This is a genomic window from Streptomyces sp. NPDC056373 (genome assembly GCF_042262425.1).
Classification (GTDB): domain Bacteria; phylum Actinomycetota; class Actinomycetes; order Streptomycetales; family Streptomycetaceae; genus Streptomyces.
The window spans coordinates 483172-507504 of record NZ_JBHJPX010000004.1 but is presented as its reverse complement, the minus strand read 5'-3'; the positions used below and the strand labels follow the sequence as shown (position 1 = coordinate 507504).

Annotated in this window: 19 protein-coding genes; 15 read left to right on the top strand and 4 right to left on the bottom strand. The window is 70.1% G+C overall.

Annotated features, from left to right (window positions below; all coding sequences use genetic code 11):
- Positions 1-153: 153 nt before the first annotated feature.
- Complete coding sequence (locus ACFCXS_RS11435; protein WP_376643018.1) at positions 154-1773, bottom strand: recombinase family protein; 1620 nt, start codon at positions 1771-1773, stop codon at positions 154-156.
- Positions 1774-2134: 361 nt separating this feature from the next.
- On the opposite strand from ACFCXS_RS11435, the gene ACFCXS_RS11430 reads away from it, so the two are divergent.
- On the top strand, positions 2135-3073 hold the full coding sequence (locus ACFCXS_RS11430; RefSeq protein WP_376643017.1) for a MerR family transcriptional regulator: 939 nt from the start codon (positions 2135-2137) through the stop codon (positions 3071-3073).
- A gap of 102 nt (positions 3074-3175) precedes the next feature.
- On the opposite strand, the gene ACFCXS_RS11425 is transcribed toward ACFCXS_RS11430, so the two are convergent.
- Positions 3176-3388 carry a hypothetical protein gene (locus ACFCXS_RS11425; protein ID WP_376643016.1) on the bottom strand — a complete coding sequence of 71 codons (213 nt, stop codon included), beginning with the start codon at positions 3386-3388 and terminating at the stop codon, positions 3176-3178.
- Between the two features lie 319 nt (positions 3389-3707).
- Between ACFCXS_RS11425 and ACFCXS_RS11420 the strand changes: the two genes are divergently transcribed.
- The gene (locus ACFCXS_RS11420; RefSeq protein WP_376643015.1) at positions 3708-3977 is read left to right on the top strand and encodes a DUF397 domain-containing protein; all 270 of its coding nucleotides are present in this window, start codon (positions 3708-3710) and stop codon (positions 3975-3977) included.
- On the opposite strand, the gene ACFCXS_RS11415 is transcribed toward ACFCXS_RS11420, so the two are convergent.
- Positions 3962-4819 carry a helix-turn-helix domain-containing protein gene (locus ACFCXS_RS11415; RefSeq protein WP_376643014.1) on the bottom strand — a complete coding sequence of 286 codons (858 nt, stop codon included), beginning with the start codon at positions 4817-4819 and terminating at the stop codon, positions 3962-3964. The two genes, ACFCXS_RS11420 and ACFCXS_RS11415, sit on opposite strands and share 16 nt — an antisense overlap.
- Positions 4820-5273: 454 nt before the next feature.
- Positions 5274-5963 carry a GAF and ANTAR domain-containing protein gene (locus ACFCXS_RS11410; RefSeq protein WP_376643013.1) on the bottom strand — a complete coding sequence of 230 codons (690 nt, stop codon included), beginning with the start codon at positions 5961-5963 and terminating at the stop codon, positions 5274-5276.
- Positions 5964-6132: 169 nt separating this feature from the next.
- Here ACFCXS_RS11410 and ACFCXS_RS11405 point away from each other — a divergent pair, with 169 nt between their 5' ends.
- The 13 genes from ACFCXS_RS11405 to ACFCXS_RS11345 all read left to right on the top strand — a co-directional run bounded on the left by ACFCXS_RS11405 (position 6133) and on the right by ACFCXS_RS11345 (position 24172).
- Complete coding sequence (locus ACFCXS_RS11405) at positions 6133-6630, top strand: DUF2975 domain-containing protein (protein ID WP_376643012.1); 498 nt, start codon at positions 6133-6135, stop codon at positions 6628-6630.
- Positions 6630-6860 (top strand): helix-turn-helix transcriptional regulator, encoded by a 231-nt coding sequence (locus ACFCXS_RS11400; protein ID WP_104780597.1) that lies wholly within the window; start codon positions 6630-6632, stop codon positions 6858-6860. Before ACFCXS_RS11405 ends, ACFCXS_RS11400 begins: the two co-directional genes overlap by 1 nt.
- Positions 6860-7327, top strand: a complete 468-nt coding sequence (locus tag ACFCXS_RS11395) for a GNAT family N-acetyltransferase (protein WP_376643011.1) — start codon at positions 6860-6862, stop codon at positions 7325-7327. The genes ACFCXS_RS11400 and ACFCXS_RS11395 overlap by 1 nt, the downstream gene beginning before the upstream one ends.
- A 99-nt stretch (positions 7328-7426) precedes the next feature.
- Positions 7427-8656 carry a hypothetical protein gene (locus ACFCXS_RS11390; protein ID WP_376643010.1) on the top strand — a complete coding sequence of 410 codons (1230 nt, stop codon included), beginning with the start codon at positions 7427-7429 and terminating at the stop codon, positions 8654-8656.
- Between the two features lie 48 nt (positions 8657-8704).
- Positions 8705-9487 (top strand): TIGR03936 family radical SAM-associated protein, encoded by a 783-nt coding sequence (locus ACFCXS_RS11385; RefSeq protein WP_376643009.1) that lies wholly within the window; start codon positions 8705-8707, stop codon positions 9485-9487.
- A 261-nt stretch (positions 9488-9748) separates the two neighbouring features.
- Positions 9749-14005, top strand: coding sequence for an Rne/Rng family ribonuclease (locus tag ACFCXS_RS11380; RefSeq protein ID WP_376643008.1), 4257 nt, complete (start codon positions 9749-9751; stop codon positions 14003-14005).
- A 269-nt stretch (positions 14006-14274) separates the two neighbouring features.
- The gene (gene rplU / locus ACFCXS_RS11375; RefSeq protein ID WP_031130898.1) at positions 14275-14595 is read left to right on the top strand and encodes a 50S ribosomal protein L21; all 321 of its coding nucleotides are present in this window, start codon (positions 14275-14277) and stop codon (positions 14593-14595) included.
- Positions 14596-14609: 14 nt separating this feature from the next.
- Positions 14610-14864, top strand: a complete 255-nt coding sequence (gene rpmA, locus ACFCXS_RS11370) for a 50S ribosomal protein L27 (protein ID WP_031130899.1) — start codon at positions 14610-14612, stop codon at positions 14862-14864.
- A gap of 124 nt (positions 14865-14988) precedes the next feature.
- Entirely contained in the window at positions 14989-16425 is a 1437-nt protein-coding gene (gene obgE / locus ACFCXS_RS11365; protein ID WP_376643007.1) for a GTPase ObgE, read from the top strand.
- A 131-nt stretch (positions 16426-16556) separates the two neighbouring features.
- Positions 16557-18047 carry a VCBS repeat-containing protein gene (locus tag ACFCXS_RS11360; RefSeq protein ID WP_376643006.1) on the top strand — a complete coding sequence of 497 codons (1491 nt, stop codon included), beginning with the start codon at positions 16557-16559 and terminating at the stop codon, positions 18045-18047.
- Positions 18048-18271: 224 nt separating this feature from the next.
- Entirely contained in the window at positions 18272-19822 is a 1551-nt protein-coding gene (locus tag ACFCXS_RS11355) for an alkaline phosphatase D family protein (protein WP_376643005.1), read from the top strand.
- Positions 19823-20391: 569 nt separating this feature from the next.
- Entirely contained in the window at positions 20392-21888 is a 1497-nt protein-coding gene (locus ACFCXS_RS11350; protein WP_184846305.1) for a bifunctional cytidylyltransferase/SDR family oxidoreductase, read from the top strand.
- Positions 21889-22063: 175 nt separating this feature from the next.
- Positions 22064-24172 carry a hypothetical protein gene (locus ACFCXS_RS11345; protein ID WP_376643004.1) on the top strand — a complete coding sequence of 703 codons (2109 nt, stop codon included), beginning with the start codon at positions 22064-22066 and terminating at the stop codon, positions 24170-24172.
- Positions 24173-24333: the final 161 nt, after the last annotated feature.

Below are 24333 nucleotides of genomic sequence, written 5' to 3'. Positions count from 1 at the left end.
TGCACAACCTTGCTCTCGCCGGATAGGCAAGCGGGCCGCACGGCGGCCCACCATGCCTGCGGCGACTTCAAGATCTTTGCGGGACAGCCCTTAGGAGCCGCCTCCCCATGCAGCTTGGGAAGGCGGCCGTCCGCATCTGTTGGGCGCACCGTGTCAGAAGGCTTCCGCGAAGTCGTCTTCCTTGAGTATCAGCCGGTCTCGTACGTCCTTGGGGATCATCAGTTTCATGTGGATGCGCGGGGCTCGTACGCCCTTCACCTTCGTCCGCTTGATCACGCACTTCACGCCGACCCGGAGTAGGTCGGCGGCCATGGCCTCCATGCCGCCTTCCTCCCAGTGGGTACGGAACGACTTGCCGTTGTGCACGGCCACCCACCGGTCCTTGGTCGACTCGGGGTCGATGGTCTCCAGCTGCTTGATGAGGTCGTCCAGTGTCTTTTCTGCCTGCTCCTTGGTGAAGCGCGTCTTCGTGAAGCGGCCTCCGGGCTCTAGTCCGGTCATGTAGTAGCTGATGGACTGTTCCAGGCGTTGTTGTTCCTTGCGGGCCTCGGCGCCCTGCCGGTATTCGCGTGTCATGACGGGTTCGTCTCCGAGAACCCTCAGAACGTCGTTGACGAGCTTGCTGTAGATCTCGTCAGGGTTCGGAGCGCCGTGGCCTCCGGCCTTGCACTTGCCGCACCGCAGGTACGAGTAGGTCCAACTCTTGACGCGGTTCTGCTGAACAGTCATGTTCGAGCCGCAGTCATGGCAGATCAGGACGCCGAGGAACTTGGTTGCCCCCTCCGGGCGCCGGGTGGGCTGGTTCCTTCCCCGACGGTCGAGGGCCTCCTGAAGGCTGTTGAACTCGTCCTCGGTGAAGATCGGGTCTGCCACGCGGATGGGCTTCGCGTCGCTCCCCAAGACGATCTTCGAGCGGCGTACGCCCCCGTTCTTGTCCTCTTCTACGCGGTAGCCCATGAGCGCCGGGTTCCTGAGTCGGCGGAGCTGCGTCGACGCTGTCAGGCCTGATCCGCAGAGGCCCGCGCGCACCAGGACCTTGACCATGCGCCGGGCGGAAGCAGGCTTGTCCCGCAAGGCGGCCGTACGGCACCAGTGCAGCGCCCGGCGCGCGTCCTCGTCGATGACGAGTACGACCTTGCCGTTCTCGTCCTCCGCCGTTTCGTACCCGTACGCCGGCTTGCCCACGAGCCAGTCGCTCTGTGTCTTGGTGTAGTCCCAGAGGCTCGCTACACGCGTGCTGGTGTTGGCGGCCTCGATCTCGGCGATGCCGCCGACGATCGTGACCATGATCTTCCCGGCCGTCGTGGTCAGATCGATCGAGTCGTTCTTGGAGACGAGGTTCTTCCCGTACTTCAAGCACCAGTCGATCATGGTGCTGAGGTCCGAGAGGCGACGTACGAAGCGGTCCAGCTTCCAGAAAAGGATCTCGTCGAACTCAGGGGCCCGATTGTTCAGCCAGTCCCCTAGCTCCTTGCGCTTCCACGGCGGAACCTTCGTCGCAGAGACGTTGAGATCGCTCGCGACTCCGACCACTCGGCAGCCACGCTCCCTGGCGAGCAGGCGTAGATCGAGTTCCTGCCGGACGGGCGATGTCGTGTCGTCGGTGAGGACCGACAGACGCACGGACAAGAGTGCCCGCGGTGCGTCGTCCGGCAGGAGGGCTTCCGTCTTCTTCAGCTCCCGTAAGAGGGCTAAGTCGGCCTCGGACCATTCGGCATCAACTGAGTACAGCCCGCGGTCAGTTGCGGCGCGGGTCCTCGTTCGCTTCCCCATGACCTGCACGGTAGCGGTTTTGGGTCCGTTGGTGAATGGCCGCAGATGGACACGAGCATCCAGATCGGCCCGACGGGCAAGAAGCTGCTGCCTCTCACGGTCAAGAACGCTGCGCCGGCGCCGAGCGGGCACTCACACTGAGATCCACTCCGAGGTGGAGTGGGTCCTGAGGCTCTCGCAGCCTCGCTGAAGCGTTTCTGGCGACTACCGAGCCCCCTTCGACCCGGAGGGGGCTCAGTGGTGTCGCGCTCGATGACGTAAGTGCACGGTGAGGCCGCATCGGGAAGAACGGGTGCGCGGTGACCTGCCGGCAGGCGAAGGGACTTGCGTCTCCAGTAGGGGGAGACACAAAGGTGGGGGCATGGACGGCGACACGCTCTACTCGATCGGCGAACTCGCTCGACGGACCGGTCTCACGGTCAAGACCATCCGGTTCTACTCCGATCGCGGAATCGTGGCGCCGACGGACCGCACCCCGGCCGGCCACCGCCTCTACGACATCGACGCCGTCGCACGCCTGGACCTCGTGCGGACCCTGCGTGAGCTGGGACTGGACCTTCCCACGATCCACAAGGTCGTGGACCGCGAGCTCTCGCTTCCCGAGGTCGCCGCGGCGCACGCCGAAGCACTGGCGGTGCAGATCCGCGTCCTGTGCCTGCGGCGCGCGGTGCTGACGGCGGTGGCCGAGCGCGGGTCCACACCTGAGGAGACGGAACTCATGCACCGGCTGGCCCAGCTTTCCGAGGACGAACGCAGACGTCTGATCGGCGATTTCCTCGACGCCGCCTTCGGCGGTCTTGGCGCCACCCCCGCATTCGCGGGGGCCATGCGCTCGATGACCCCCGAGTTGCCCGACAACCCGGAGGCAGAGCAGGTCCAGGCGTGGGTGGAGCTGGCCGAAATATCCCTGGACCCGGGTTTCCGCACCGCCGTGCGGCGGATGGTCGAGGACCAGGCAGCCGAGCAGACCCGAAGCGACATGACGGGCCCGCGCCGCGACATCACCGCAGCCGTCCGTGACCAGGCCGGCCCGGCCCTGACCGCCGGCATCGACCCGGCCTCACCCCAGGCCGATCCGATCGTCGCGGCGTTCACGGCGTACTACGCGCACCTCCTCGGCCGCCCAGACGACGTCGAGCTTCGCCGCCGTCTGGCGACTCGGCTGGAGAGCGTGAACGACCCCCGCAGGGAGCGATACCTCCAGCTGCTCGCAGTGGTCAACGGCTGGCCGGCCCCGGAGAGCCTGGCTCCCGTGTTCGACTGGTCCGTCCAGGCTCTGCGCGTCCGGACACAGCATTGAGGGGGCCGCAAGGCGGCATGGGCGGGGCGGGCACGCGTGCTGAGCCGGCCGTCCGGTCCTGCTGTCGGTCCGTGGTTCGGGCCGGCAGCAGGTGCAGCGGCGTCAGCGCAGGAGTTCGCAGATCCTGAACAGCAGCATCGTGACGGCGATGAACGCGCCCCCCGCACAGGTCACCGCGCCGAAGATCGTCGCGTGCAGCAGAACGGCCAGCACGCCCGCCGCGAGGCCCGTGAGAAGGCCGAGCAGTAAGGCGATGATGATGAGCAGGGCTCGCTGCGACAGCCCCCCGGCAGGAGGCGGCGGCAACTGAGTCATGAGGTGCCTCCCCCCGAGCTCGCTATACGACCGGTGGGGAATGCCCGGCCGTGGCTCTGGCGGGTGACACGACTCGCGTTACTATCTGCCATGAGGCTTCCTGGTTCATTCGAGTGGACGAGGGCGCTTCGCGGTGGGGGAGTACTCGGACGATGCTTGCCGGCTGACCGAGCGCTCCCCTTCTCGCTGTGAAAACTCTCCGCATGCTTGGCCGAAAAGAAGCTTGCCGTTCTGCGGAGCACCATGTGCCAGGTCAGATTTCCATGACCGTCCCCTTCTTCGATGTCGAGATCATCGGTTTTCGGCGGCCTTGGCAGTCATGACTCCTGCCGTCATACTGACGGCCTGGGGCCTGACTGTGCCGTCGGTACTGCAGTGCGGGATTGGGGGAGTCGTGACCTTTCCGGATCCGACATCGGAGTGGCGGAAGAGTTCCGCCAGTGGGCCGGAAAACTGCGTCGAAGTCCTACTGGGCCAGCCTGTCATGGTCAGGGATTCGAAAGTGTCCGAGGGGCCCCGGCTTTCGGTCGGTTCCACGGCATGGGCCTCCTTTCTGGGTTCCCTGTCCCGGCGCTATGCGGCGAGCTGAGGGAGATTTGCGCTCCACTCGGAGATGGGCTGGGCGTAACTGTTCTCGATCTCCCAGAAGGCTTCGAGATAGTTTTCGACGCTCCGTTGCACACCCACGATCGCCTTGTTGTTGAGGATGACGCTTCCGTCGGGGTTCTCGAGGTACACCACCCGTTCCTGCTCGGCTTTGGCGAACTCGAAGATGACATACGGTGAACGCAGCAGGGGATAAAGCCCGCTGCTGAAAGGCACCACCCCGATGCTCACGTGTTCCAGCGCGCTGACTTGTCGCAGGTGCCGGATCTGGGCCTCCATCAACTCGCTGCTGCCCACCACGCGTCGGAGCGCGGCCTCGTCGATCAGGAATCGCAGCTCGGTGCTCGACGATTCGCTCAGCATGCGTTCCTGGCGCTTCAGGCGGAGGTCGAGCAGCTCCTCCTTCTCCGGGACCACGGACTGCTGAAGGGCGACGCGCGCGTACTCCTCGGTCTGCAGCAGACCGGGAACGAAGAGTGCCTCGAAGTTGCGGATCACGGACGCCGACGCCTCGTAACCGAGGTAGGACTGAAATCCCTCGGACAGCAGGGACCGGTACTCGTACCACCAGGGCTGCCGGCGGGCTTCCTCCCCGGCGCGAAGCAGTTTCGCCCTGTCGTCCGGGTCCAGATCATAAAAGTTGATCAACGCTTTGAGATCGGTCATGGAGATCTTCACCCTGCCCGACTCCAGGCGCATCACTTTCGACAGGGACCATCCGGTCTCTCGCGCAACATCGGGCTGCGAATACCCCGCCTTTTTGCGCGCCTCCTGAAGCTGGGAGCTCAGCAGGTGTCGGTAGAACATCGGGTCGGCATCGGGCATGAAAAGCTCCTTCTGGTGCCACGGGTCGTACCGCCGCCAGGCACTCCGACCGTATTCAGGACGACCAGTTTCGCAAGGCTACGCGGATTTTTGCCACGTGTCACTATGCCTCACGGCTCCGCGCGGAGGCCGCCAACTCTGAAGAGATGCACGGGATGAGTGGGAAAGAATGGAACGCTGATACGGTCGACCAGCACGTGCAATCGATGTATTCACTCGCACGGGTTACTTCTGTTCGATGACCCTCAGGAATTGCCGGATTCGAACCCACGGCTCATCCGATGAAGGGGGCACCAGGGAACACGGAGCTCGCGTGGCGCCCCAGGAGCGAGAAGACGGGAGGTGAGAGAGCGGTTCTGAGGGGGACCCGCAGAGGAGGTCGAGTTGGTGACGCTCCCCCGGGGGATCGGCCCGACCAGGTTCCCCCAGTTCAGAATGTGTGCTGGGGGAACCGTCAGTCCAGGCGGCCTTCGTCGCGGACCCGCCGGGCGACCTCGCGGAGCTTCATGTTCTTCTCCTGCGAGTAGCGGCGCAGCACGTCGAACGCCTGCTCCTCGGTGAGCCGGTGGCTGCCCATGAGGATGCCCATGGCCTCACCGATGGTGTGGCGCGTGGCCAGTGCCTGCTCCATCTGGGCGTGGCTGCGTGCGCTGGAGAAGGCGATCGCCGCGTGCGAGGCCAGCAGCCAGCCGGCGGTCTCGCTGTCGTCCGTGAAGGATCCCGGCCGGTGCGAGTGCAGATTGAGCGCGCCCAGGTCCTGGTCCTCGGTGTACAGCAGGAAGCCCATCATGCTGCCCACGCCCAGTTCGCGGGCCCGGGTGGCGTAGGCGGGCCAGCGCTCCTGCTCGGCGGTGAGGTCCGCGATGCGGAACACGCGCTCCCCCGTGCTGGTGCGGGCCGCGTCGAAGCAGGGGCCCTCCGTCAGGCGCTCCTGGAGCCGGTCGCTCTCGGAAACCAGGTCGTCGGTGGGCGCCAGCGTCTGCACGCGCTTGCCGTGCAGAAGGAGGATGCCGGCCGCGTCGCACCCCGGTACACGCTCGGTGGCCGCTCTGGTGATGTGCTCGAGCGTGGTGTCGACCGTCTCCTGGGCGAGCAGGTCGCGCGCCATGGAGGCCGTCTCCCGTGCGAACACGCGCCAGTCCACTGCCGTCCTCCTCGGTCCGGGTGCTGGGCATGCATACCTCTTGCCGCGGTGCCACGGGTCGCACACACCGGCAGGCCGCGCGACGCAGCCGAGGTGCAGAGGAGGGACCCCTTGCGTCATCTATCGAATCTCGATAGATTTCCATCGCAGGTCGATCGAAGGGGTGGCAATGGGGAAGCTGGCCGTGGCGGCGTTGCGTGGGGTGCTCGTCGTACTGCTCGCGGGGTCGTTGTTCGTGCAGGCGGTGATGGTGCCGCTGCTGGCCGTGGACATGAACGGACTCGGCGCCGGATACGCCCATCTGCGCACCCCGATCCTCGTGATCACGGTCCTGGGTGTCGTGACGGCCCAGGTCGTCGTGGTCTGCGTGTGGCGGCTGGTGACGATGGTGCGCCGTGGGACGGTGTTCTCCACCGCCGCCTTCCGCTATGTGCACATCGTGATCGGCGCGTTCGTGGCGGCCGCCCTGCTGGTCTTCGCGCTCGCGGTCGTCCTCGCGCCGGGCGAGGCCGTCGCTCCCGGGGTGGTTCTCCTGCTGTGCGGGGTCGTGGTGGCCGTGCTCGGCGTCGCGCTGGTCGTGCTCGTGCTGCGGATGCTGCTCGCGCAGGCCGTCGCACGCGACATCGAGGCGGCCCGGATGCAGGCAGAGCTGGAAGAGGTCATCTGATGCCGATCGCCGTCGACATCGACGTGATGCTGGCCAAACGCAAGATGTCCGTGGGGGAACTGGCGGAACGCGTCGGCATCACCCCGGCCAACCTGGCGGTCCTCAAGAACGGCCGCGCCAAGGCGGTCCGCTTCTCCACCCTCGCCGCGCTGTGCGAGGTGCTGGAGTGCCAGCCGGGGGATCTGCTGCGCTGGGAGACGGACGGAGCGGCGGACCCGACAATGCCCTGATGGAGAACATCGGCATCCGCCCGGCCCGGCCGGCCGAACTCGCCGCCGTGGCGACCCTGCGGTGGGAGTGGCTCGTCGAGAACGGCTCGGACGACCTCGGCGAACGTGAGGACTTCGTACGGCACTTCGTCGCGTGGGCGGAGGAGAACGCCGGAACCCACCGCTGCATGGTGCTCGTCCGGGGCGACCGGGTCATCGGAATGGCCTGGCTCGCCGTGGTGCAGCGGGTGCCCACGCCCCGGGCCCCGCGGCGGGCCTCCGGTGATCTGCAGTGCGTCTACGTCGTACCCGGGGAACGGGACGGCGGGCTGGGCGGGCGGCTCATCCGGGCCGTCCTGGACGGAGCCCGTGTACTCGGGCTGGAGCGGGTGACCGTCCACTCCAGTACGCGAGCCGTCCCCGCGTACGCCCGCAGCGGCTTCCAGGAGTCGCCCCGGCTGCTGCAGGCGCAGGTCACCCGTGCCTGAGCCGTATGATCTTGCGGCCGAGTGGGGGAATCGCGGGAGAACGGGGCGGGACTGTGCAGTGCGGGATCCGGACGGGGCACTGAGAGCGTCAACGACGGTATGGATCTGGAGAAGCATCCCCGCGAAGGTTCCGAGACGCGGGTCGATCTGCACAAGCGGCCGGCCGAGCCGTCCGCACGGCGCGGGCCGCAGCCGCCCGCCCCGCACGAGCCGCAGGCGCCCGAGGGGTGCCTCGCCGTCGCCGTCCGGATCCCCGTACGGATCATCGTGCTCGTCCTGGTCGTCCCCGTGCGGATGCTGTGGGACGCGCTCGTCGTCACCGGGCGGTTCCTGAACGACGCCCTGCTCCGGCCGCTCGGCCGGGCACTCCTGTGGCTCGGGCGTGCGGTGTTCGTCTGGCCGTTCGTCGGGCTGTGGCGCTACGTCGTCGTCCCGGTGGGCAAGGCCGTCGGCCGGCTCGGCAACGTCCTGATCGTCGTGCCGCTGGTGTGGCTCCACCGCTGCGTGCTGACCCCGGTGGGGCACGCGATCGCATGGGCCGCCCGGGGCCTCGGGGCCGCGATCGGCTGGGTCGCGCGCGGGGCCGGAGCGGCGCTCGGCTGGGTGTACGCGCACCTCCTCACACCCGTCGGGCACGCGGTGACGTGGGTCCTGAAGGGGCTCGGCGCCGTGATCGCCGCGCTCGGCATCGGGGTCTGGACGGTCGTGTCCTGGCTGGTCAGGCACCTCGTCGTCGTTCCGGCCGTGTGGCTGTACACGTGGGTGCTCACGCCCGTCGGCCGCGCGGTCGCCTGGTGCGGCAAGGGGCTGTTCTGGCTGGTGAGCACGGCCGTCACCGGCGTCGGCGCGGCCCTGTACTGGATCGTCCGCATCCTGCTCGTCCTGCCCGTGCTCGCCCTCTGGCGGTGGGTCCTCACGCCGGTCGGACGCGCCCTCGCCGTCGTCGGGCGGGAGGTGTGGGACGCCCTCGGTCACGCCTGGCGCGTCGCCGGGCACATCTCGCTGGCCGTCGGACGGTTCCTCGGCACCCTCCTGCGGTGGATCTTCGTCGAGCCGGTGCGGTGGGTCCACCGCAGCGTCCTGACGCCCGTCGGGCACGTCGTCCGAGACACCGTCCTGCGGCCCGCCGCCGAGGCCGCCCGCAGTGTGCGGCGGGCCACCCGGCAGGCAGTGGCCGCCGCCCGGGAATCCGTACGCCAAGCCCGCGCCGACTTCCGGCGGATGCTCTTCGGCGAGCCGCGCCCGCCTCGGCTCGCCGACCGCGGGGAACCTTCGGGACGCGAGACACGTACTCTTGGTAGCAGTACGACCGCTCTCACGAAGGACTGAACGACACTGGGCAAGCGACAGCCCGAAGGCCCGCCGCCCGCACCCGCGGTGCAGCGCATCCGACTGCGCTACACCAAGCGCGGCCGCCTCCGGTTCACCAGCCACCGTGACTTCCAGCGCGCCTTCGAGCGTGCGTTGCGCCGTGCCGAGGTGCCGATGGCCTACTCGGCGGGCTTCACACCGCACCCGAAGGTGTCGTACGCCAATGCCGCACCCACCGGCACCGGCAGTGAGGCGGAGTACCTGGAGATCGCCCTCACCGCGCCCCGCGACCCGGAGCAGCTCAGGGCCCTTCTCGACGAGTCGCTGCCCACCGGGCTCGACATCACCGACGCGGTCGAGGCCCGCACCTCGGGACTCGCCGACCGGCTGACGGCTTCCGTATGGGAGCTCCGGCTGGACGGAGTGCCGCCGGAGGAGGCCCGCCGGGCGGCGGACGCCTTCAACGCGGCCGAGACCGTCGAGGTCCAGCGCCTCGCGAAGAACGGCGTCCGTACGTTCGACGCCCGCGCCGCCGTGGCGAGCCTCGAGGTCGGCGACCTCACGGAAACGCACAGTTCGCAGGCTGATAGGCCGACCGACCAGCCCTGTGCGATACTGCGGCTGGTTGTTCGGCACGTGACGCCTGCCGTACGACCCGACGACGTCCTGTCCGGTCTCCGCGCCGTGGCCGACCTGGCGCCGCCGGTCCCCGCAGCGGTGACCAGGCTGGCGCAGGGGCTGTTCGATGAAGAGACCGGCACGGTGACCGACCCGCTCGCGCCCGACCGCGAGGCAGTCGAGGCCCCCTCAACGGCCGAACCGACTGCCACCGCGACGGCGCCGGCGTAAGGAAGGTCCCGCGAAGGGACGGACGTCGTAGCGCCGCCCTCGGACTCGGGAGCCACCTGGGTCGGGCAGCGCACCCGACCAGAAGACTTTCGCCAGGCCGTACGCATTCGGCATACGGAACCGGCGAGACAGGACACAGAGAGCTCCCGTGCGGCGCCCGCGCCCCGGACGGCGGCGAACGCGCACAGCGCGCGCCGCGGACGTCACCGGCATCGCCGGACCAGGCGCGGCGCCCGGGAGCCTGACGGGAGACCAGCCCGCATGCTCGGACCGACCGAACCCACAGAGTCCTCCACGGGCTCCGACCAGAACACCCCCAGCGACACCCTGCCGCCCCGCCGGCGGCGCCGTGCCGCGTCCCGCCCGGCGGGCCCGCCCACCGGCCCCTCCTCCGACGCGCCGGTGGAGACCGTCGCGCCGGCCATACCGCCCGCCGATGCCGAGGACCTCGCGGCCGACGTCGTGGAGACCGACGAGGCAGAAGAAGCCGCTGCCGAGGCGGACAAGGCCGTCGAGAGCGACGTGGCTGCCGCGCCCGCCCCGCCCAAGCGGCGTCGCGCCGTGCGCCGTGCCTCGGCACCTGCCGGCGCTCCGGAAGCCGCTGAGGCCGCCGAGACCGTGGTCCCCGCGACTGCCGGTGCCCCCGCCGCCGACCGGACGGCCGAGCCGTCCGAGGCCGCAGCGCCCGCCGAGGTTTCCGAGAACACCGAGTCCGCCGAGGCCGCCGCGCCCAAGCGGGCCCGGCGTCGTGCCACCCGCACCGTGACCTCGCCCGCCGCCGCTCCCGCGGAGACGGTGGAGACGGCCGCGACGGCCACCGCACCGGCCGAGGCCGAGGCCGCGCAGCCGGCGGTCGTGACCGACGGCGCCGTCGAAGAGGCCGAGGCCACCGAAGAGGCTGCTCCGCGTCGGACTCGCCGACGTGCCTCGCGGCGGGCGTCCGCGCCTGCCGGAGCCCCTTCCGCCGCGGACGCGGTGGAGGGGAACGCCGAGGAGGCGAAGGCGCCTGTGACCGAGAACCCCACCTCCGAGACCGCCGCGTCCGAGGCCACCGCCGCCGACAGCGCCCGCGCCGCCGAGACCGCCCGCGCGTCCGAGACCGCTGCCGCCGAGCCCGCACGCGCTGCCGAGGCTCCCGCCGAAGCCGCCGCCGAGCAGGCCGAGGAGACCGGTCCGCGGCGCCGCCGCCGGGTCGTGCGCCGGGCCGCCGGTGGCTTCGCCGAGCCCGCCCAGCCCGCCAAGGGCGGCAGGGCCGCGAAGGCCGCCGCCCGGGTGTCCGCGGACGCCGCCGACAGCGAGAGCGAGTCGTCCTCGCGTCCGAGGCGGCCCGCCGTCGCGCTGTTCCAGGCGCCCGTCTTCACCGAGCCCCAGTTCCAGACGCCGGAGCGGGCCGCTGCGGCTGCCGCCGCCGAGGCGGCCGGGGCCGAGGAGCCCCAGGAGGCCGAGGAGTCCGCGCCGGCCGAGGCCCAGCGCGAGGAGCAGAGCGGCGGCTCGCGCCGCCGCCGGCGTCGCCGCGGTGCCGGTGACGAGCCCGAGACGCAGGCCCCCGCCCCCGAGACCGCCGCTGCCGACACCACCGCCGAGGAGGCGGAGGAGCCCGACGACGCCGAGGACCAGGCCGACGGCGACGAGCAGGACGATTCCGAGGGCACCGGCTCGCGCCGTCGCCGTCGCCGGGGCGGTCGCCGCCGCCGGCGTGGTGAGTCCGCCGACTCCGACGGCGAGGGCGGCGAGGGCTCGGACGCCGAGTCCGACCCTGCCGCCGCCCAGGACGCCGAGGACGGCGCCGAGGAGGACGACGAGGACGCCGAGGACGCCACCGACCGCGACGAGTCCGGCGGGGGCGGCTCCAGCAGCAGCCGCCGGCGTCGCCGTCGCCGTCGCCGTGCCGGGGACTCCGGCACCGACTCCGAGGCCTCCGACGACGACCCCGAGCGCACGGTCGTCAAGGTCCGCGAGCCCCGCCCCAAGGCGGAGCCGTCCGACGAGGTGCAGTCCATCAAGGGCTCGACCCGTCTGGAGGCCAAGAAGCAGCGCCGCCGCGAAGGCCGCGAGCAGGGCCGCCGGCGCGTCCCGATCATCACCGAGGCCGAGTTCCTGGCCCGCCGTGAGGCCGTCGAGCGCGTGATGGTCGTCCGTCAGCACGGCGACCGCACGCAGATCGGCGTCCTCGAGGACGACGTGCTCGTCGAGCACTACGTCAACAAGGAGCAGGCGACCTCCTACGTCGGCAACGTCTACCTCGGCAAGGTGCAGAACGTGCTGCCGTCGATGGAGGCCGCCTTCATCGACATCGGCAAGGGCCGCAACGCCGTCCTGTACGCCGGTGAGGTCAACTTCGAGGCGCTCGGCATGGCCCACGGGCCGCGCCGTATCGAATCCGCCCTGAAGTCCGGCCAGTCGGTGCTCGTCCAGGTGACGAAGGACCCGATCGGCCACAAGGGCGCCCGCCTCACCAGCCAGGTCTCCCTCCCGGGCCGCTACCTCGTGTACGTGCCCGAGGGCTCCATGACCGGTATCAGCCGCAAGCTGCCCGACACCGAGCGGTCCCGGCTGAAGACCATCCTCAAGAAGATCGTCCCCGAGGACGCGGGCGTCATCGTGCGCACCGCCGCCGAGGGCGCGAGCGAGGACGAGCTGCGCCGGGACGTCGAGCGGCTGCAGCAGCAGTGGGAGGACATCCAGAAGAAGGCCAAGAGCGGCAACGCCCCGACGCTGCTCTACGGCGAGCCGGACATGACCGTCCGGGTCGTGCGCGACATCTTCAACGAGGACTTCTCCAAGGTCGTCGTCAGCGGTGACGAGGCCTGGTCGACCATCCACGGGTACGTCTCGCACGTCGCGCCGGACCTCGCCGAGCGGCTGTCGAAGTGGACGTCCGAGGTCGACGTCTTCGCCACCTACCGGATCGACGAGCAGCTCGCCAAGGCCCTCGACCGCAAGGTGTGGCTGCCCAGCGGCGGTTCGCTGGTGATCGACCGGACCGAGGCGATGGTCGTGGTCGACGTCAACACCGGCAAGTTCACCGGCCAGGGCGGCAACCTCGAGGAGACCGTCACCAGGAACAACCTGGAGGCGGCCGAGGAGATCGTGCGCCAGCTGCGGCTGCGCGACCTCGGCGGCATCATCGTCATCGACTTCATCGACATGGTGCTGGAGTCCAACCGGGACCTGGTGCTGCGCCGCCTGCTGGAGTGCCTGGGCCGCGACCGTACGAAGCACCAGGTCGCGGAAGTGACCTCGCTGGGGCTCGTGCAGATGACCCGTAAGCGGGTCGGGCAGGGGCTGCTGGAGTCCTTCTCAGAGACCTGCGTCCACTGCAACGGGCGCGGTGTCATCGTGCACATGGAGCAGCCGACGGCCGCCGGGGGCGGCGGCAAGCGCAAGAAGCGCGCCCGTGCCGGTGCCGCCGATCAGCCGCACGTGCACGAGGCGGCCGTCGACACCGCCGAGACCGCCGAGCAGGAGGCGGAGACCGAGGCGGAGGTCGGAGCCGAGGCCGCCGAGCCGATCGCGCTGCCGGAGCCCGCGTTCGAGCCCGACGAGGAGCTGTACAGCAGCGCCGCCGAAGCGGAGGCCGCGGCCGGGCGTGGCCGCTCGCGTCGCCGGGCGAGCCGGCGGGCGTCGGCTCCGGCGGGCTCCCCGCGCGGTGAGGCCGGCGAGCCGAAGGCCGACCAGGGCAGGGACAGGACCCGGCGGGGCCGGGGCCGGGCCGAGCAGGCCGAGGCCGAGGTGCCGACGGCGCAGGACGTGACCGTCGAGCAGGAGGTCGCCCGTCCGGTGCAGCCGGAGCCGGCCGCCGAGGCGCAGGCCGAGCCGATGGCCGTGGAGGACCCGGTGGTCGAGGCCGGGCAGGCCGCCCGGGCGGACCGGGCTTCCGAGGCCGCTCCGGTCGAGGAAGCCGCGCCCAAGGGCCGTACCCGGCGTCGGGCCACCCGCAAGGTGTCCGCTCCGGCCGGCTCCCCGGCGGGGGCCGAGGCGACCGTGGTGACGGTCGCCGAGACCGCCCCGGTGGCCGACACCACCGACGCCGCTCAGGCGCCCGAGCAGGACGCGCAGCCCGAGGCCGCCGAGCCGGTCGCCGAGGCGTCCGCCGAGAGCGCCGCCCCGGCCCGTCCGCGGCGTCGTGCCGTGCGCAAGCCCACGGCGTCCACGGCGTCCGAGGAGACGGCCGTCGTGGTCGTCCCGTCGGCCGCGTCCGAGGAGGCCGCCACCGAGGCCGTGTCCGCGCAGGCCCCGCAGGCGCCTGCTTCGGACGGTGCCGTCACCGAGGAGGCCGCCGAGGAGTCGGCACCCGCCAAGAAGACGGCCCGCAAGACGGCCAAGAAGGCCACGGCGAAGAAGGCCGCCACGACCAAGAAGACGGCGGCGAAGAAGACCGCGGCGAAGAAGACGACGGCCAAGAAGGCGGCGAAGACCACCAAGACCGCCGCCAAGAAGACCGCGTCGAAGAAGACCGTGGCGGCGGAGCAGTCGGCGTCCGGGACCTCCGTCTCGGCCTCCACCGACGAGGGCTGACCGGCCTCGATGTCCCCGGGGGCGGGCGCGAACCCCGCGCACGCCCCCGGGGACGCGACCGGCGTGACCGGTCGCACAGGTGGCGGGCCCGGCTCGGTTTGACCCCTTCGGCCGCGGCCCCGTAACCTTGACCGTCGGCGTGTCGACTGACGCGTCACATCCCCGTAAACCTTCATCCTCCGGGCGCCGGGCGCCAGGAGAGGCTGCTCGCTGAGTCGGGCGGCTGGCCTGCGGGGGTGCCGTTTCCCGAGCGAGAGAGTGAGTTCCGCGTGTACGCCATCGTGCGCAGCGGTGGTCGCCAGCACAAGGTTGCTGTCGGCGACATCGTTGAGGTTGACAAGATTTCCACTGCCAAGGTTGGCGACTCGGTCGAGCTCTCGACCCTGCTCGTTGTCGACGGCGACGCCGTGACCAGCGACCCGTGGGTGCTGGCCGGCATCAAGGTCCAGGCCGAGGTCGTGGACCACCACAAGGGCCAGAAGATCGACATTCTGCGCTACAAGAACAAGACCGGCTACCGCCGTCGCCAGGGCCACCGCCAGCAGTACACGGCGATCAAGGTCACTGAGATCCCCGCGGCTGCGAAGTAAGGGACTGAGGAGAAATGGCACACAAGAAGGGCGCATCGTCCACTCGGAACGGTCGCGACTCCAATGCCCAGCGGCTCGGCGTGAAGCGCTTCGGCGGTCAGGTCGTCAACGCGGGTGAGATCCTGGTCCGTCAGCGTGGCACCCACTTCCACCCGGGCTCCGGCGTCGGCCGTGGCGGCGACGACACGCTGTTCGCTCTGGCCGCCGGTTCGGTGCAGTTCGGCACCCACCGTGGCCGCAAGGTCGTGAACATCGTTCCGGTCGCCTGATCGGAAGCTTTCGCGAGGCGGACCTCACTTCCCTCACGGGAAGCGGGTCCGCCTTTCGCGTGTTACGCAGAGAACAACCCCGTAGAACCTCGTACACATACGTACGCACCTGGAGGCACACACCATGACCACCTTCGTGGACCGCGTCGAGCTGCACGTCGCCGCGGGTAGCGGAGGCCACGGCTGTGCCTCCGTCCACCGTGAGAAGTTCAAGCCGCTGGGCGGGCCGGACGGCGGCAACGGCGGACGCGGCGGGGACGTGATCCTCACCGTGGACCAGTCGATCACCACGCTGCTCGACTACCACCACTCCCCGCACCGCAAGGCCACCAACGGCAAGCCCGGCGAGGGCGGCAACCGCTTCGGCAAGGACGGCCAGGACCTGGTCCTGCCGGTGCCGGACGGCACGGTGGTGCTGGACAAGGCGGGCAACGTCCTCGCCGACCTGGTCGGGCACGGCACGTCGTACGTCGCCGCGCAGGGCGGCCGGGGCGGACTCGGCAACGCGGCGCTCGCCTCCGCCCGGCGCAAGGCGCCCGGGTTCGCGCTGCTCGGCGAGCCGGGGGACCTGCGGGACGTCGTCCTGGAGCTGAAGACCGTCGCCGACGTGGCCCTCGTCGGCTACCCGAGCGCCGGCAAGTCGTCGCTGATCTCGGTACTGAGCGCCGCCAAGCCGAAGATCGCCGACTACCCCTTCACCACCCTCGTGCCCAACCTCGGTGTCGTCACGGCCGGTTCGACGGTCTACACGATCGCCGACGTGCCCGGGCTGATCCCCGGCGCCAGCCAGGGCAAGGGCCTGGGGCTGGAGTTCCTGCGGCACGTGGAGCGGTGCAGTGTGCTCGTGCACGTGCTGGACACCGCGACGCTGGAGTCGGAGCGTGACCCGGTCTCCGACCTCGACATCATCGAGGAGGAGCTGCGGCAGTACGGCGGGCTGGACAACCGGCCGCGGATCGTCGTCCTCAACAAGATCGACGTACCGGACGGCAAGGACCTGGCCGAGATGGTGCGGCCCGACCTGGAGGCGCGCGGCTACCGCGTGTTCGAGGTGTCGGCCGTGGCGCACATGGGCCTGAAGGAGCTGTCGTTCGCCCTCGCGGAGCTCGTGGCGAAGTCCCGGGCCGCGAAGCCGAAGGAAGAGGCAACCCGGATCGTGATCCGGCCCAAGGCCGTGGACGACACCGGCTTCACGGTGACGCGCGAGGCCGACGGCCTGTTCCGGGTGCGCGGCGAGAAGCCCGAACGCTGGGTGCGCCAGACCGACTTCAACAACGACGAGGCCGTCGGCTACCTCGCCGACCGGCTCAACCGGCTCGGTGTCGAGCAGGAGCTGGTCAAGGCGGGCGCCCGGGGCGGTGACGGCGTCGCCATCGGTCCCGAGGACAACGCGGTCGTCTTCGACTGGGAGCCGTCCATGACGGCCGGGGCGGAGATGCTCGGCCGGCGCGGTGAGGACCACCGGTTCGAGGGCGAGCGGCCCGCCGCGCAGCGCCGCAAGGACCGGCAGGCCGAGCGGGACGAGGCGCAGCAGGAGTTCGACGACTTCGAGCCGTTCTGAGTTAACAAAAAGCAAATTCGCAACGGACTTGGGTGCAACCAAGACGTTCTCCGGTGAGTCGTACAGGGCAGTGCGGGTGAGGATCTTGCTCCTCACCCGCACCCAACTGCCAGCGGAGCAACGGAGTTGACGTGCCACAGTCCATAGCCAGGCGCAGGGTCGGCCGAGCGGTCGGTGTCGCCATCGCGGTCGTCGCGGCCGTGACCACACCGGTGGCAGCCGCGCACGCCGCCCCCGCTGCCCCGTCCGTCGCCCAGAAGCTCCAGGACGACTTCAACGGCGACGGCTACCAGGACCTGGCCGTCGCCGCCTCGCGCGGCAAGGTCGACGGGCAGGCCCAGGCCGGGTACGTCGCCGTCGTGTACGGCTCGGCCAAGGGCATCGACCTGACGCACAAGCAGGTCATCAGCCAGAACACCCCGGGCATACCCGGCGCCGCGGAGACCAACGACGACTACGGCGACGGTCTCGCCGCCGGTGACCTGGACGGCGACGGCTACGCCGACCTGGTCGTGGGCGCCCCGGGCGAGAGCGTCGGAGACGTCATGGCGGCCGGCACGCTCGCCGTGCTGTGGGGCGGGAAGCAGGGCCTGTCCGGCGGTACGGCCGTCGCCACCGGCACCGAGGAGGACCGGGTCGACGCCGAGACCCCGGCGCTCGGCGACTTCGACGGCGACGGCCATCTGGACCTGGCCACCGGCAACCGTCTGCTGTCCGGGCCGTTCGACCGCACCACGGGAGCCGCGAAGAGCCGGACCCTGGCCATCGAGCCCGCGTACGTCACGGACGACGTGGCGGCCGGGGACGTCGACCACGACGGCATCACGGACCTGGTCGCGCTCATCCACGACGTCAGCGACGACGACATGCACGACCCCGACTACAGGCACCGGCGCGCGGTCTTCCTGCGGGGCAGCCGTGACGGCCTGAGCGCCGCCGCCCCGGTGAACAACCCCGACGGCACGCGCATGCGCGGCGGCGAGAGCCTCGGCGTCGGCGACGTGGACAAGGACGGGTACGCCGACCTCGTGATCGGCCGCCCGAACGACGGCTACGGCGAAGTCGACCTCGACGACCCGCTGCTGAAGGGCGGTCAGATCGGCGTGGTGCACGGCTCGGCCCACGGGCCCGACACCTCGCGTACGACGATCATCACGCAGGACACCCCTGGTGTGCCGGGAAGCTCGGAGTGGTCCGACGGTTTCGGCGGGAACATCTCCCTCGGCGACGTCAACGCCGACGGCTACGCGGACGTCTCCACCGGCAGCGCGAGCGAGGACCTCGGGGAGGTGTACGCGGCCGGCCAGGTCACCGTCCTGCGCGGCGGCAAGAAGGGGCTCACCGGGGAGGGCGCCTACAGCATGAACCAGAACACCGAGAACGTCCCGGGCACGGCCGAGCAGAACGACTTCTTCGGCGCCGGCACCAACCTGCTCGACGTCAACGGCGACGGCCGGGCCGAGCTGTTCGTCGGCGCCACCGGCGAGAACCGGGACGGCGGAGTCTGGGCGTTCCCCAACCCGGTGAACACCCCCACCGCGACCGGCTCGGTCAGCTTCGGCGCGGGCACCCTCGGCACGGTCAGGAGCGGCTCCTCCCTCGGCAGGGGGTTCGCCCGCTGACCTCAGGACCCCCTCCCGCAGCAGGCACCCGGCCCGGCTCCGGCACCGCTTGCTGATCACCTGTCAGACTCGCCCCGGCAACGGCTTGTTCCGATGCTGGCGGCGAGTCTCTCTTTGTCTGCTTAGTTGTCATGTACGTGAACCCCGACGTTCAGCGGGCGGACCGCCCGCGAGCGTGAAGCTTCCCCGTGTCCATGTGGCCAGCGAGGTAAGGGAGTCAGCCGATGACCGGAGCAGTATCCCCCGACCGACGCCGCTTTCTGACCGCGGGTGCCGCCGTGATCGGCGCCGCGGCCTCCGCCCAGCTGTGGCTCCCGGCCGCTGCCCGGGCGGCCGAGACGCCGTTGCCCGACGGTGTGTTCAGCCTCGGCGTCTCCTCGGGCGACCCGCTGCCGGACGGCATCGTGCTGTGGACCAGACTCGCTCCGGACCCGCTGAACGGCGGCGGCATGCCCGACCGGGTGGTGCCGGTGGAGTGGCAGCTCGCCGAGGACCCCCGGTTCAGAAAGCTCGCCCGACAGGGCACCGCGCAGGCCCGGCCCGAGTACGGGCACAGCGTTCACGTGGACGTACGCGGGCTGCGCGCGGACCGCACGTACTGGTACCGCTTCCGTACCAGCGGGCAGCTCTCGCCCGTCGGCCGCACCCGTACCGCGCCCCACCCCCACAGCTCCGGTGGCTCCCTGCGCATGGCCCTCGCCTCCTGCCAGAACTGGCAGCACGGCTACTTCACGCCATACGCGGACATGCTGGATCAGGATCCCGACGTCGTGGTGTTCGTCGGCGACTACATCTACGAGTCGACGCCCTCGGCGACCGGCGTACGGCGGCACGAGGGCACCGGTGAGCCGTTCAGCCTCGTCCAGTACCGCAACCGGTACGCCCAGTACCGCACCGACCCCGATCTCGCGGCGATGCACGCCAACGCGCCCTTCGTGGTGACCTTCGACGACCACGAGGTGGACAACGACTTCGCCGGTGAGATCCCGCAGGACCCGGACAAGCAGCCGCACGACGCGTTCGTGGCCCGGCTGACCGCGGCGTACCAGGCGTTCTACGAGCACATGCCGGTCCGTGCCACCGCCGTCCCGGACGGACCGCACATCCGGATGTACCGCCGCCTGGAGTTCGGCCGGCTGGCCCGGCTCAACGTCCTGGACACCCGCCAGTACCGCAGCGACCAGGCCACCAGCCAGGCCGGCGCCCAGGACCCCTCGCTCACCATGCTCGGCGCGCGGCAGAAGCAGTGGCTGCTGAACGGGCTGCAGGACTCGCCCGCCCGCTGGAACCTCATCGCCTCCCAGATCATGATGGCCGAGACGGATCTCCAGGTCGGCGAGGGCAAGCTCTGGTTCTACGACGCGTGGGACGGCTACCAGGCCGAACGCAACGCCTTCCTGGAGGAGTTCCGGCAGGTCCGCAACCCCGTGGTGCTCTCCGGGGACCGGCACCTGACGATGATCAGCGACCTCAAGGAGGACTACGCCGACCCGGACTCGAGGGTCGTCGGCGCCGAGTTCGTCGGCACCTCCGTCTCCAGCAACGGCGACCAGGACCAGGAGGCCTTCCGCAAGGAGTGGGACCCGCGGCGCCCGGACAACCCGCACTGGAAACTCCTCGACGCGCACCGCGGCTACCACCTCTTCGACGTCCGTCGTGACGGCATCGACGCCCAGGTCAGGGTGGTCGACACGGTGCGCCGCCCCACGGCGACGCCGAGCACGCTCGCCCGGCTGAGGGTCGAGTCGGGCCGGCCGGGCGTCGAGGTCGTCTGAACCCGGCCCGTGAGCCGCGTGAGCCCGGGACTCTTCTGAGTCCCGGGCTCTTCGCCGTACAGGGCGTGCGGGCCGGGTGAGAAGTCCGGCCCGGATTCGCGCCGTATTGCTCTTGCCGAGACCGAAATGCTGCGGAATCGCAACCAGGAATTCCGTGGCAATGAGCCGCGGGGAGAGCCGTATTCGCGGCCGGCCGTCATGAAGAACACGTGCAGCCGCGGGCGCCGGGAAGTGCAGATCCATCCACCGGGGCCCCGTGCCCGGCCCCGCGGGCGGCAGGGGCGGTACGCGGCGCGCCCCCAAAGCGCGTACCGTGCACTGGACATCGTCCGAGGAACCCGTGAAGGCTCCCGGTCACCGCCGTCCCGTGCGACTCCGCCGGGCTTGAGCTGCTGTGCAGTTACTCACAGCGCAATTTCCCGGGGCTCGCGCAACCGTCGCAATCACCAGTGGCGTCAGGTGAATGAGAGGTGGCGCGCACATATGCGGTGGAGGGCGCTCACCTTGCATCGCGGTGACCACAAGTGGGACCATTTCCGAGTTCCCTGTCGCCCCAAGGTAGGTCACCTGTGTCCCAGCACATAGCCAAGCCCCGTACCACCGCAGTGATCCTGGCCGGTGGCACCGGCCAGCGCGTGGGTCTGTCGATCCCCAAGCAGCTGCTGAAGATCGCCGGCAAGGCAGTCATCGAGCACACGCTGACCACCTTCGAGAACGCCGACTCGATCGACGACATCATCGTGCTGATGGCGCCGGGCTATGTGCCCGACATCGAGAAGATCGTCGCGAAGGCCGGATTCAAGAAGGTCTCGAAGGTCATCGAGGGCGGCTCCACGAGGAACGAGACCACCGAGCGCGCCATCGCCGCGCTGGGCGAGGGCCTGGCCGAGGGCGAGGACGCCAACGTCCTCTTCCACGACGCCGTGCGCCCCCTGCTCTCGCAGCGCGTCATCGACGACTGCGTGGTCGCCCTGGAGCGCTTCCAGGCCGTCGACGTGGCCATCCCGTCCGCGGACACCATCATCGTCACGCGCACGCACGGCGAGGACGGCGAGTTCATCACCGAGATCCCGGACCGCTCCCGGCTGCGCCGCGGCCAGACGCCGCAGGCGTTCAAGCTGTCCACGATCAAGCGGGCCTACGAGGTCGCCGCCGGCGACCCCAACTTCCAGGCGACCGACGACTGCTCCGTCGTGCTCAAGTACCTGCCGGACGTGCCGATCCACGTCGTCGCGGGTGACGAGTACAACATGAAGGTCACCCAGCCCGTCGACGTCTTCATCGCCGACAAGCTGTTCCAGCTGGCCTCCACGGCCGCGCCCGAGCAGGTCTCCGAGGAGGCCTACCGCGAGCTGCTGACCGGCAAGACCATGGTCGTCTTCGGCGGCAGCTACGGCATCGGCAAGGACATCGCCGAGCTCGCCGAGTCCTACGGTGCCAAGGTCTACGCCCTGGGCCGCTCCACCACCGGCACCCACGTGGAGAACCCGGAGGAGGTCGACGACGCCCTGTCCAAGGCGTACGCCGAGACCGGCCGCATCGACTACGTGGTCAACACCGCCGGCGTGCTGCGCATAGGCAAGCTCGCCGAGACCGACAACGCCACCATCGAGGAGGCGCTGAAGGTCAACTACCTGGCGCCGGTGCAGATCGCCCGCTCCTCGTACAAGTACCTGTCCGAGACCAAGGGCCAGCTGCTGCTCTACACCTCCAGCAGCTACACCCGGGGCCGCGCCGAGTACAGCCTGTACTCCTCCACCAAGGCCGCCATGGTGAACCTCACCCAGGCCCTGTCCGACGAGTGGGCCGGCGACGGCGTCCGCGTCAACTGCATCAACCCCGAGCGCACCGCCACGCCCATGCGTACCAAGGCGTTCGGCCAGGAGCCCTCGGGGTCCCTGCTGTCCTCCGAGGCCGTGGCCCGCACCTCCCTCGACGTGCTGCTCTCCGAGCTCACCGGCCATGTCATCGACGTCCGTCAGCAGGACCCGACGGCCGGGGCGGCCCGGGCCTCCGGCTTCGAGCAGGCCCTTGCCACGGTGCTGGACCGGCAGGACGGCGTGTAATAATTGGCGCCAAATAGACTTCAGTAATTCAGGCCTCTGCGCCCTCCTGTTTCATGGGTTTCCCTGTACAGGAGGTTTCGCAGGGGCCTGAATCCATACAGTCTCGCGAATATTCACAGACCAGCCGCATTCCCGAACCAAGACCGGCACACCCCTCCCAAGAGCAGGTTTCTCCGTGATATCCACCGCTATTCGCGTCGCCCGGGTGGGCAGCGCGGCCGAGCTGGCCGCGGCGGTCCTCATGGTGGCGGGCTTCCCCGCCCTCATGCTGGCCGCGCTCGTCCCGAGCGTTCCCGCCTTCGCGGCAGCGGCCGCCGTGACGTACCTGGCGGACCACTATCTGCACCGCAAGGGCAGCTACCTGATCAACCGCCTCGGCAAGGTGCGGGCGGGCCTGTCGATCCGTTTCCTGATACGGCAGCTGCTGCTCGTCCTGCTGCTGGCCCGGCTGTCCCTCGCGGACAACCTGATCTACTACGGGGCGATCGCCTGCTTCATCGCCTTCTACGGTCTGCAGGCCCCGCACGGCGCGCTGGTCCAGCTCATCCGCAACCGCCGCCGCATGCCGGTCGCCACCCGCAACGTCGACCTGGCCTCCCGCATCCGCATCCCGGACGCCCCGCCGCGCAAGCTGCTGCACCGCTCCGCCGAGAAGATGCTCCACCTCGACCTCGCGGCCGTCGTCGGCATCCTGCTCGCCGCCCAGGTGAAGTCGTCCCTGGTCGGCTTCATCGGCATCGGCATCACGGTGGCGCTGGCCACCCTGTACGTCCTGGCGCTCGTCCCGTTCGTACGCGGCCGGAAGATCCCGCCGAGGGCCGAGAAGGTCCTGGCCGCCGTCGACGACTGGCTGGCCGAGTACAAGCCGGAGACGGTCCTGTACTTCTCCGGTTCGAAGGACTCCGCCTACCAGGTCAACATGTGGCTCGACACCATGGAGAAGCTGGAGTCCAAGCCGCTGATCATCCTGCGTGAGCGGGCCATCCTGAACAATCTTGCGCCCACCACGGTCCCCGTCGTCTGCGTGCCCGGAGGGGTGCACCTGATGAACATGGACCTGTCCACGGTGCGCGTCGCGCTCTACGCGGCCAACGTCGGCAAGAACATCCACATGCTGCGCGTGCCCACCATCAAGCACGTCTTCATCGGCCACGGCGACAGCGACAAGCTCGCCAGCGTCAACCCGTACAGCAAGGTCTACGACGAGGTGTGGACGGCCGGCCGCGCGGGCCGCGACCGCTACGCCATCGCCGACGTCGGTGTCCGCGACGACGACATCGTCGAGGTCGGCCGCCCGCAGCTCGCGCCCATCCGGACCTGGCAGGGCGTGCCCGAGGGGCGCATCCCGACCGTGCTGTACGCCCCCACCTGGGAGGGCTGGGACGGCAACCCCGGCAACACCTCGGTCGTACTGGCCGGCGAGAACATCGTGCAGCAGCTGGTGCAGGCCGACCCGCCGGTCCGCGTCCTGTACAAGCCGCACCCCTTCACCGGCAACGTCAGCAAGGAGGCCGGCGCCGCGCACCGGCGGATCACCGCCCTGGTGCAGAAGGCCGCGGCCGAGCGGGCCATCAACACGCGGTTCGTCGCAGACACCGCCGCCCAAGCTCAGGCCAGGGCCGAGCTGGACCGGATCCAGGCGCGGCTCGCGCAGCTGTCCGGCTCCGGCGGCGACCGTGGCGACGAGGCCGTGGCCACCCGTGACGGGCTGGTCGACGTCGCCCGGCACGAGGAGGTCGCCCGGCTGCGCGCCGAGTGGAACGACGCCTACTGGCGGTCCTTCCCGTCCTGGGAGCACCGCGTCATCACGGGCGCCGAGCCGCGGCTGTACGACTGCTTCAACGTCTCCGACGCGATGGTCTCCGACATCTCCAGCGTGGTCTCCGACTTCATCGCGAGCGGCAAGCCGTACGCGGTCACGGACTCCGCCGAGGTGGGTGTCGAGGAGTTCAAGCGGAACAACACGGCGGTGCGTGCCGCGGTGATCCTGTCCAACAGCGCCGACGAGCTGGGCGAGCTGCTGGGCGCGGTCCGCGTCCCGGACGCCGACCCGCTGGCCGGGGACCGCAAGGAGCTCAAGCAGTACCTGCTGGGTCCGGACGAGCCGACCTCGCTGGAGCAGTTCAACACCGCCGTCGCGAACCTCGCCCTCAAGGCCGAGACGCGCAACGTCGGCCAGGCGTCGCGGGTGGCGGCCGCCGGCGCCGAGGCCGAGCTGGCGAACGCCGTGCCCGGGCAGCGGGTGTCCGCCGCCGGTGACACGGACGGTGTCGGCACGGGCTGAACCGCCGCCGCTGACCGACGAGTTCGGCCCCGAGGAGTTCTCCTCGGGGCCGAACTCTTTCGCTTTCCCGCAGCCTGTCGGCTCACTGTGTGACGTGTCCCACTAACACCTGTGTGCGAGGCAACCGCTTGCGTCGATCACCCGTCTATCAAGTAGCGAAT

What these genes read in the sequence shown, in the direction of transcription:
- ACFCXS_RS11435 (WP_376643018.1), bottom strand. Translation starts at nt 1,773, where the DNA reads ATGGGGAAGCGAACGAGGACCCGCGCCGCAACTGACCGCGGGCTGTAC.
- ACFCXS_RS11430 (WP_376643017.1), top strand. Translation starts at nt 2,135, where the DNA reads ATGGACGGCGACACGCTCTACTCGATCGGCGAACTCGCTCGACGGACC.
- ACFCXS_RS11425 (WP_376643016.1), bottom strand. Translation starts at nt 3,388, where the DNA reads ATGACTCAGTTGCCGCCGCCTCCTGCCGGGGGGCTGTCGCAGCGAGCC.
- ACFCXS_RS11420 (WP_376643015.1), top strand. Translation starts at nt 3,708, where the DNA reads ATGACTCCTGCCGTCATACTGACGGCCTGGGGCCTGACTGTGCCGTCG.
- ACFCXS_RS11415 (WP_376643014.1), bottom strand. Translation starts at nt 4,819, where the DNA reads ATGCCCGATGCCGACCCGATGTTCTACCGACACCTGCTGAGCTCCCAG.
- ACFCXS_RS11405 (WP_376643012.1), top strand. Translation starts at nt 6,133, where the DNA reads ATGGGGAAGCTGGCCGTGGCGGCGTTGCGTGGGGTGCTCGTCGTACTG.
- ACFCXS_RS11400 (WP_104780597.1), top strand. Translation starts at nt 6,630, where the DNA reads ATGCCGATCGCCGTCGACATCGACGTGATGCTGGCCAAACGCAAGATG.
- ACFCXS_RS11395 (WP_376643011.1), top strand. Translation starts at nt 6,860, where the DNA reads ATGGAGAACATCGGCATCCGCCCGGCCCGGCCGGCCGAACTCGCCGCC.
- ACFCXS_RS11390 (WP_376643010.1), top strand. Translation starts at nt 7,427, where the DNA reads ATGGATCTGGAGAAGCATCCCCGCGAAGGTTCCGAGACGCGGGTCGAT.
- ACFCXS_RS11380 (WP_376643008.1), top strand. Translation starts at nt 9,749, where the DNA reads ATGCTCGGACCGACCGAACCCACAGAGTCCTCCACGGGCTCCGACCAG.
- rpmA (WP_031130899.1), top strand. Translation starts at nt 14,610, where the DNA reads ATGGCACACAAGAAGGGCGCATCGTCCACTCGGAACGGTCGCGACTCC.
- obgE (WP_376643007.1), top strand. Translation starts at nt 14,989, where the DNA reads ATGACCACCTTCGTGGACCGCGTCGAGCTGCACGTCGCCGCGGGTAGC.
- ACFCXS_RS11355 (WP_376643005.1), top strand. Translation starts at nt 18,272, where the DNA reads ATGACCGGAGCAGTATCCCCCGACCGACGCCGCTTTCTGACCGCGGGT.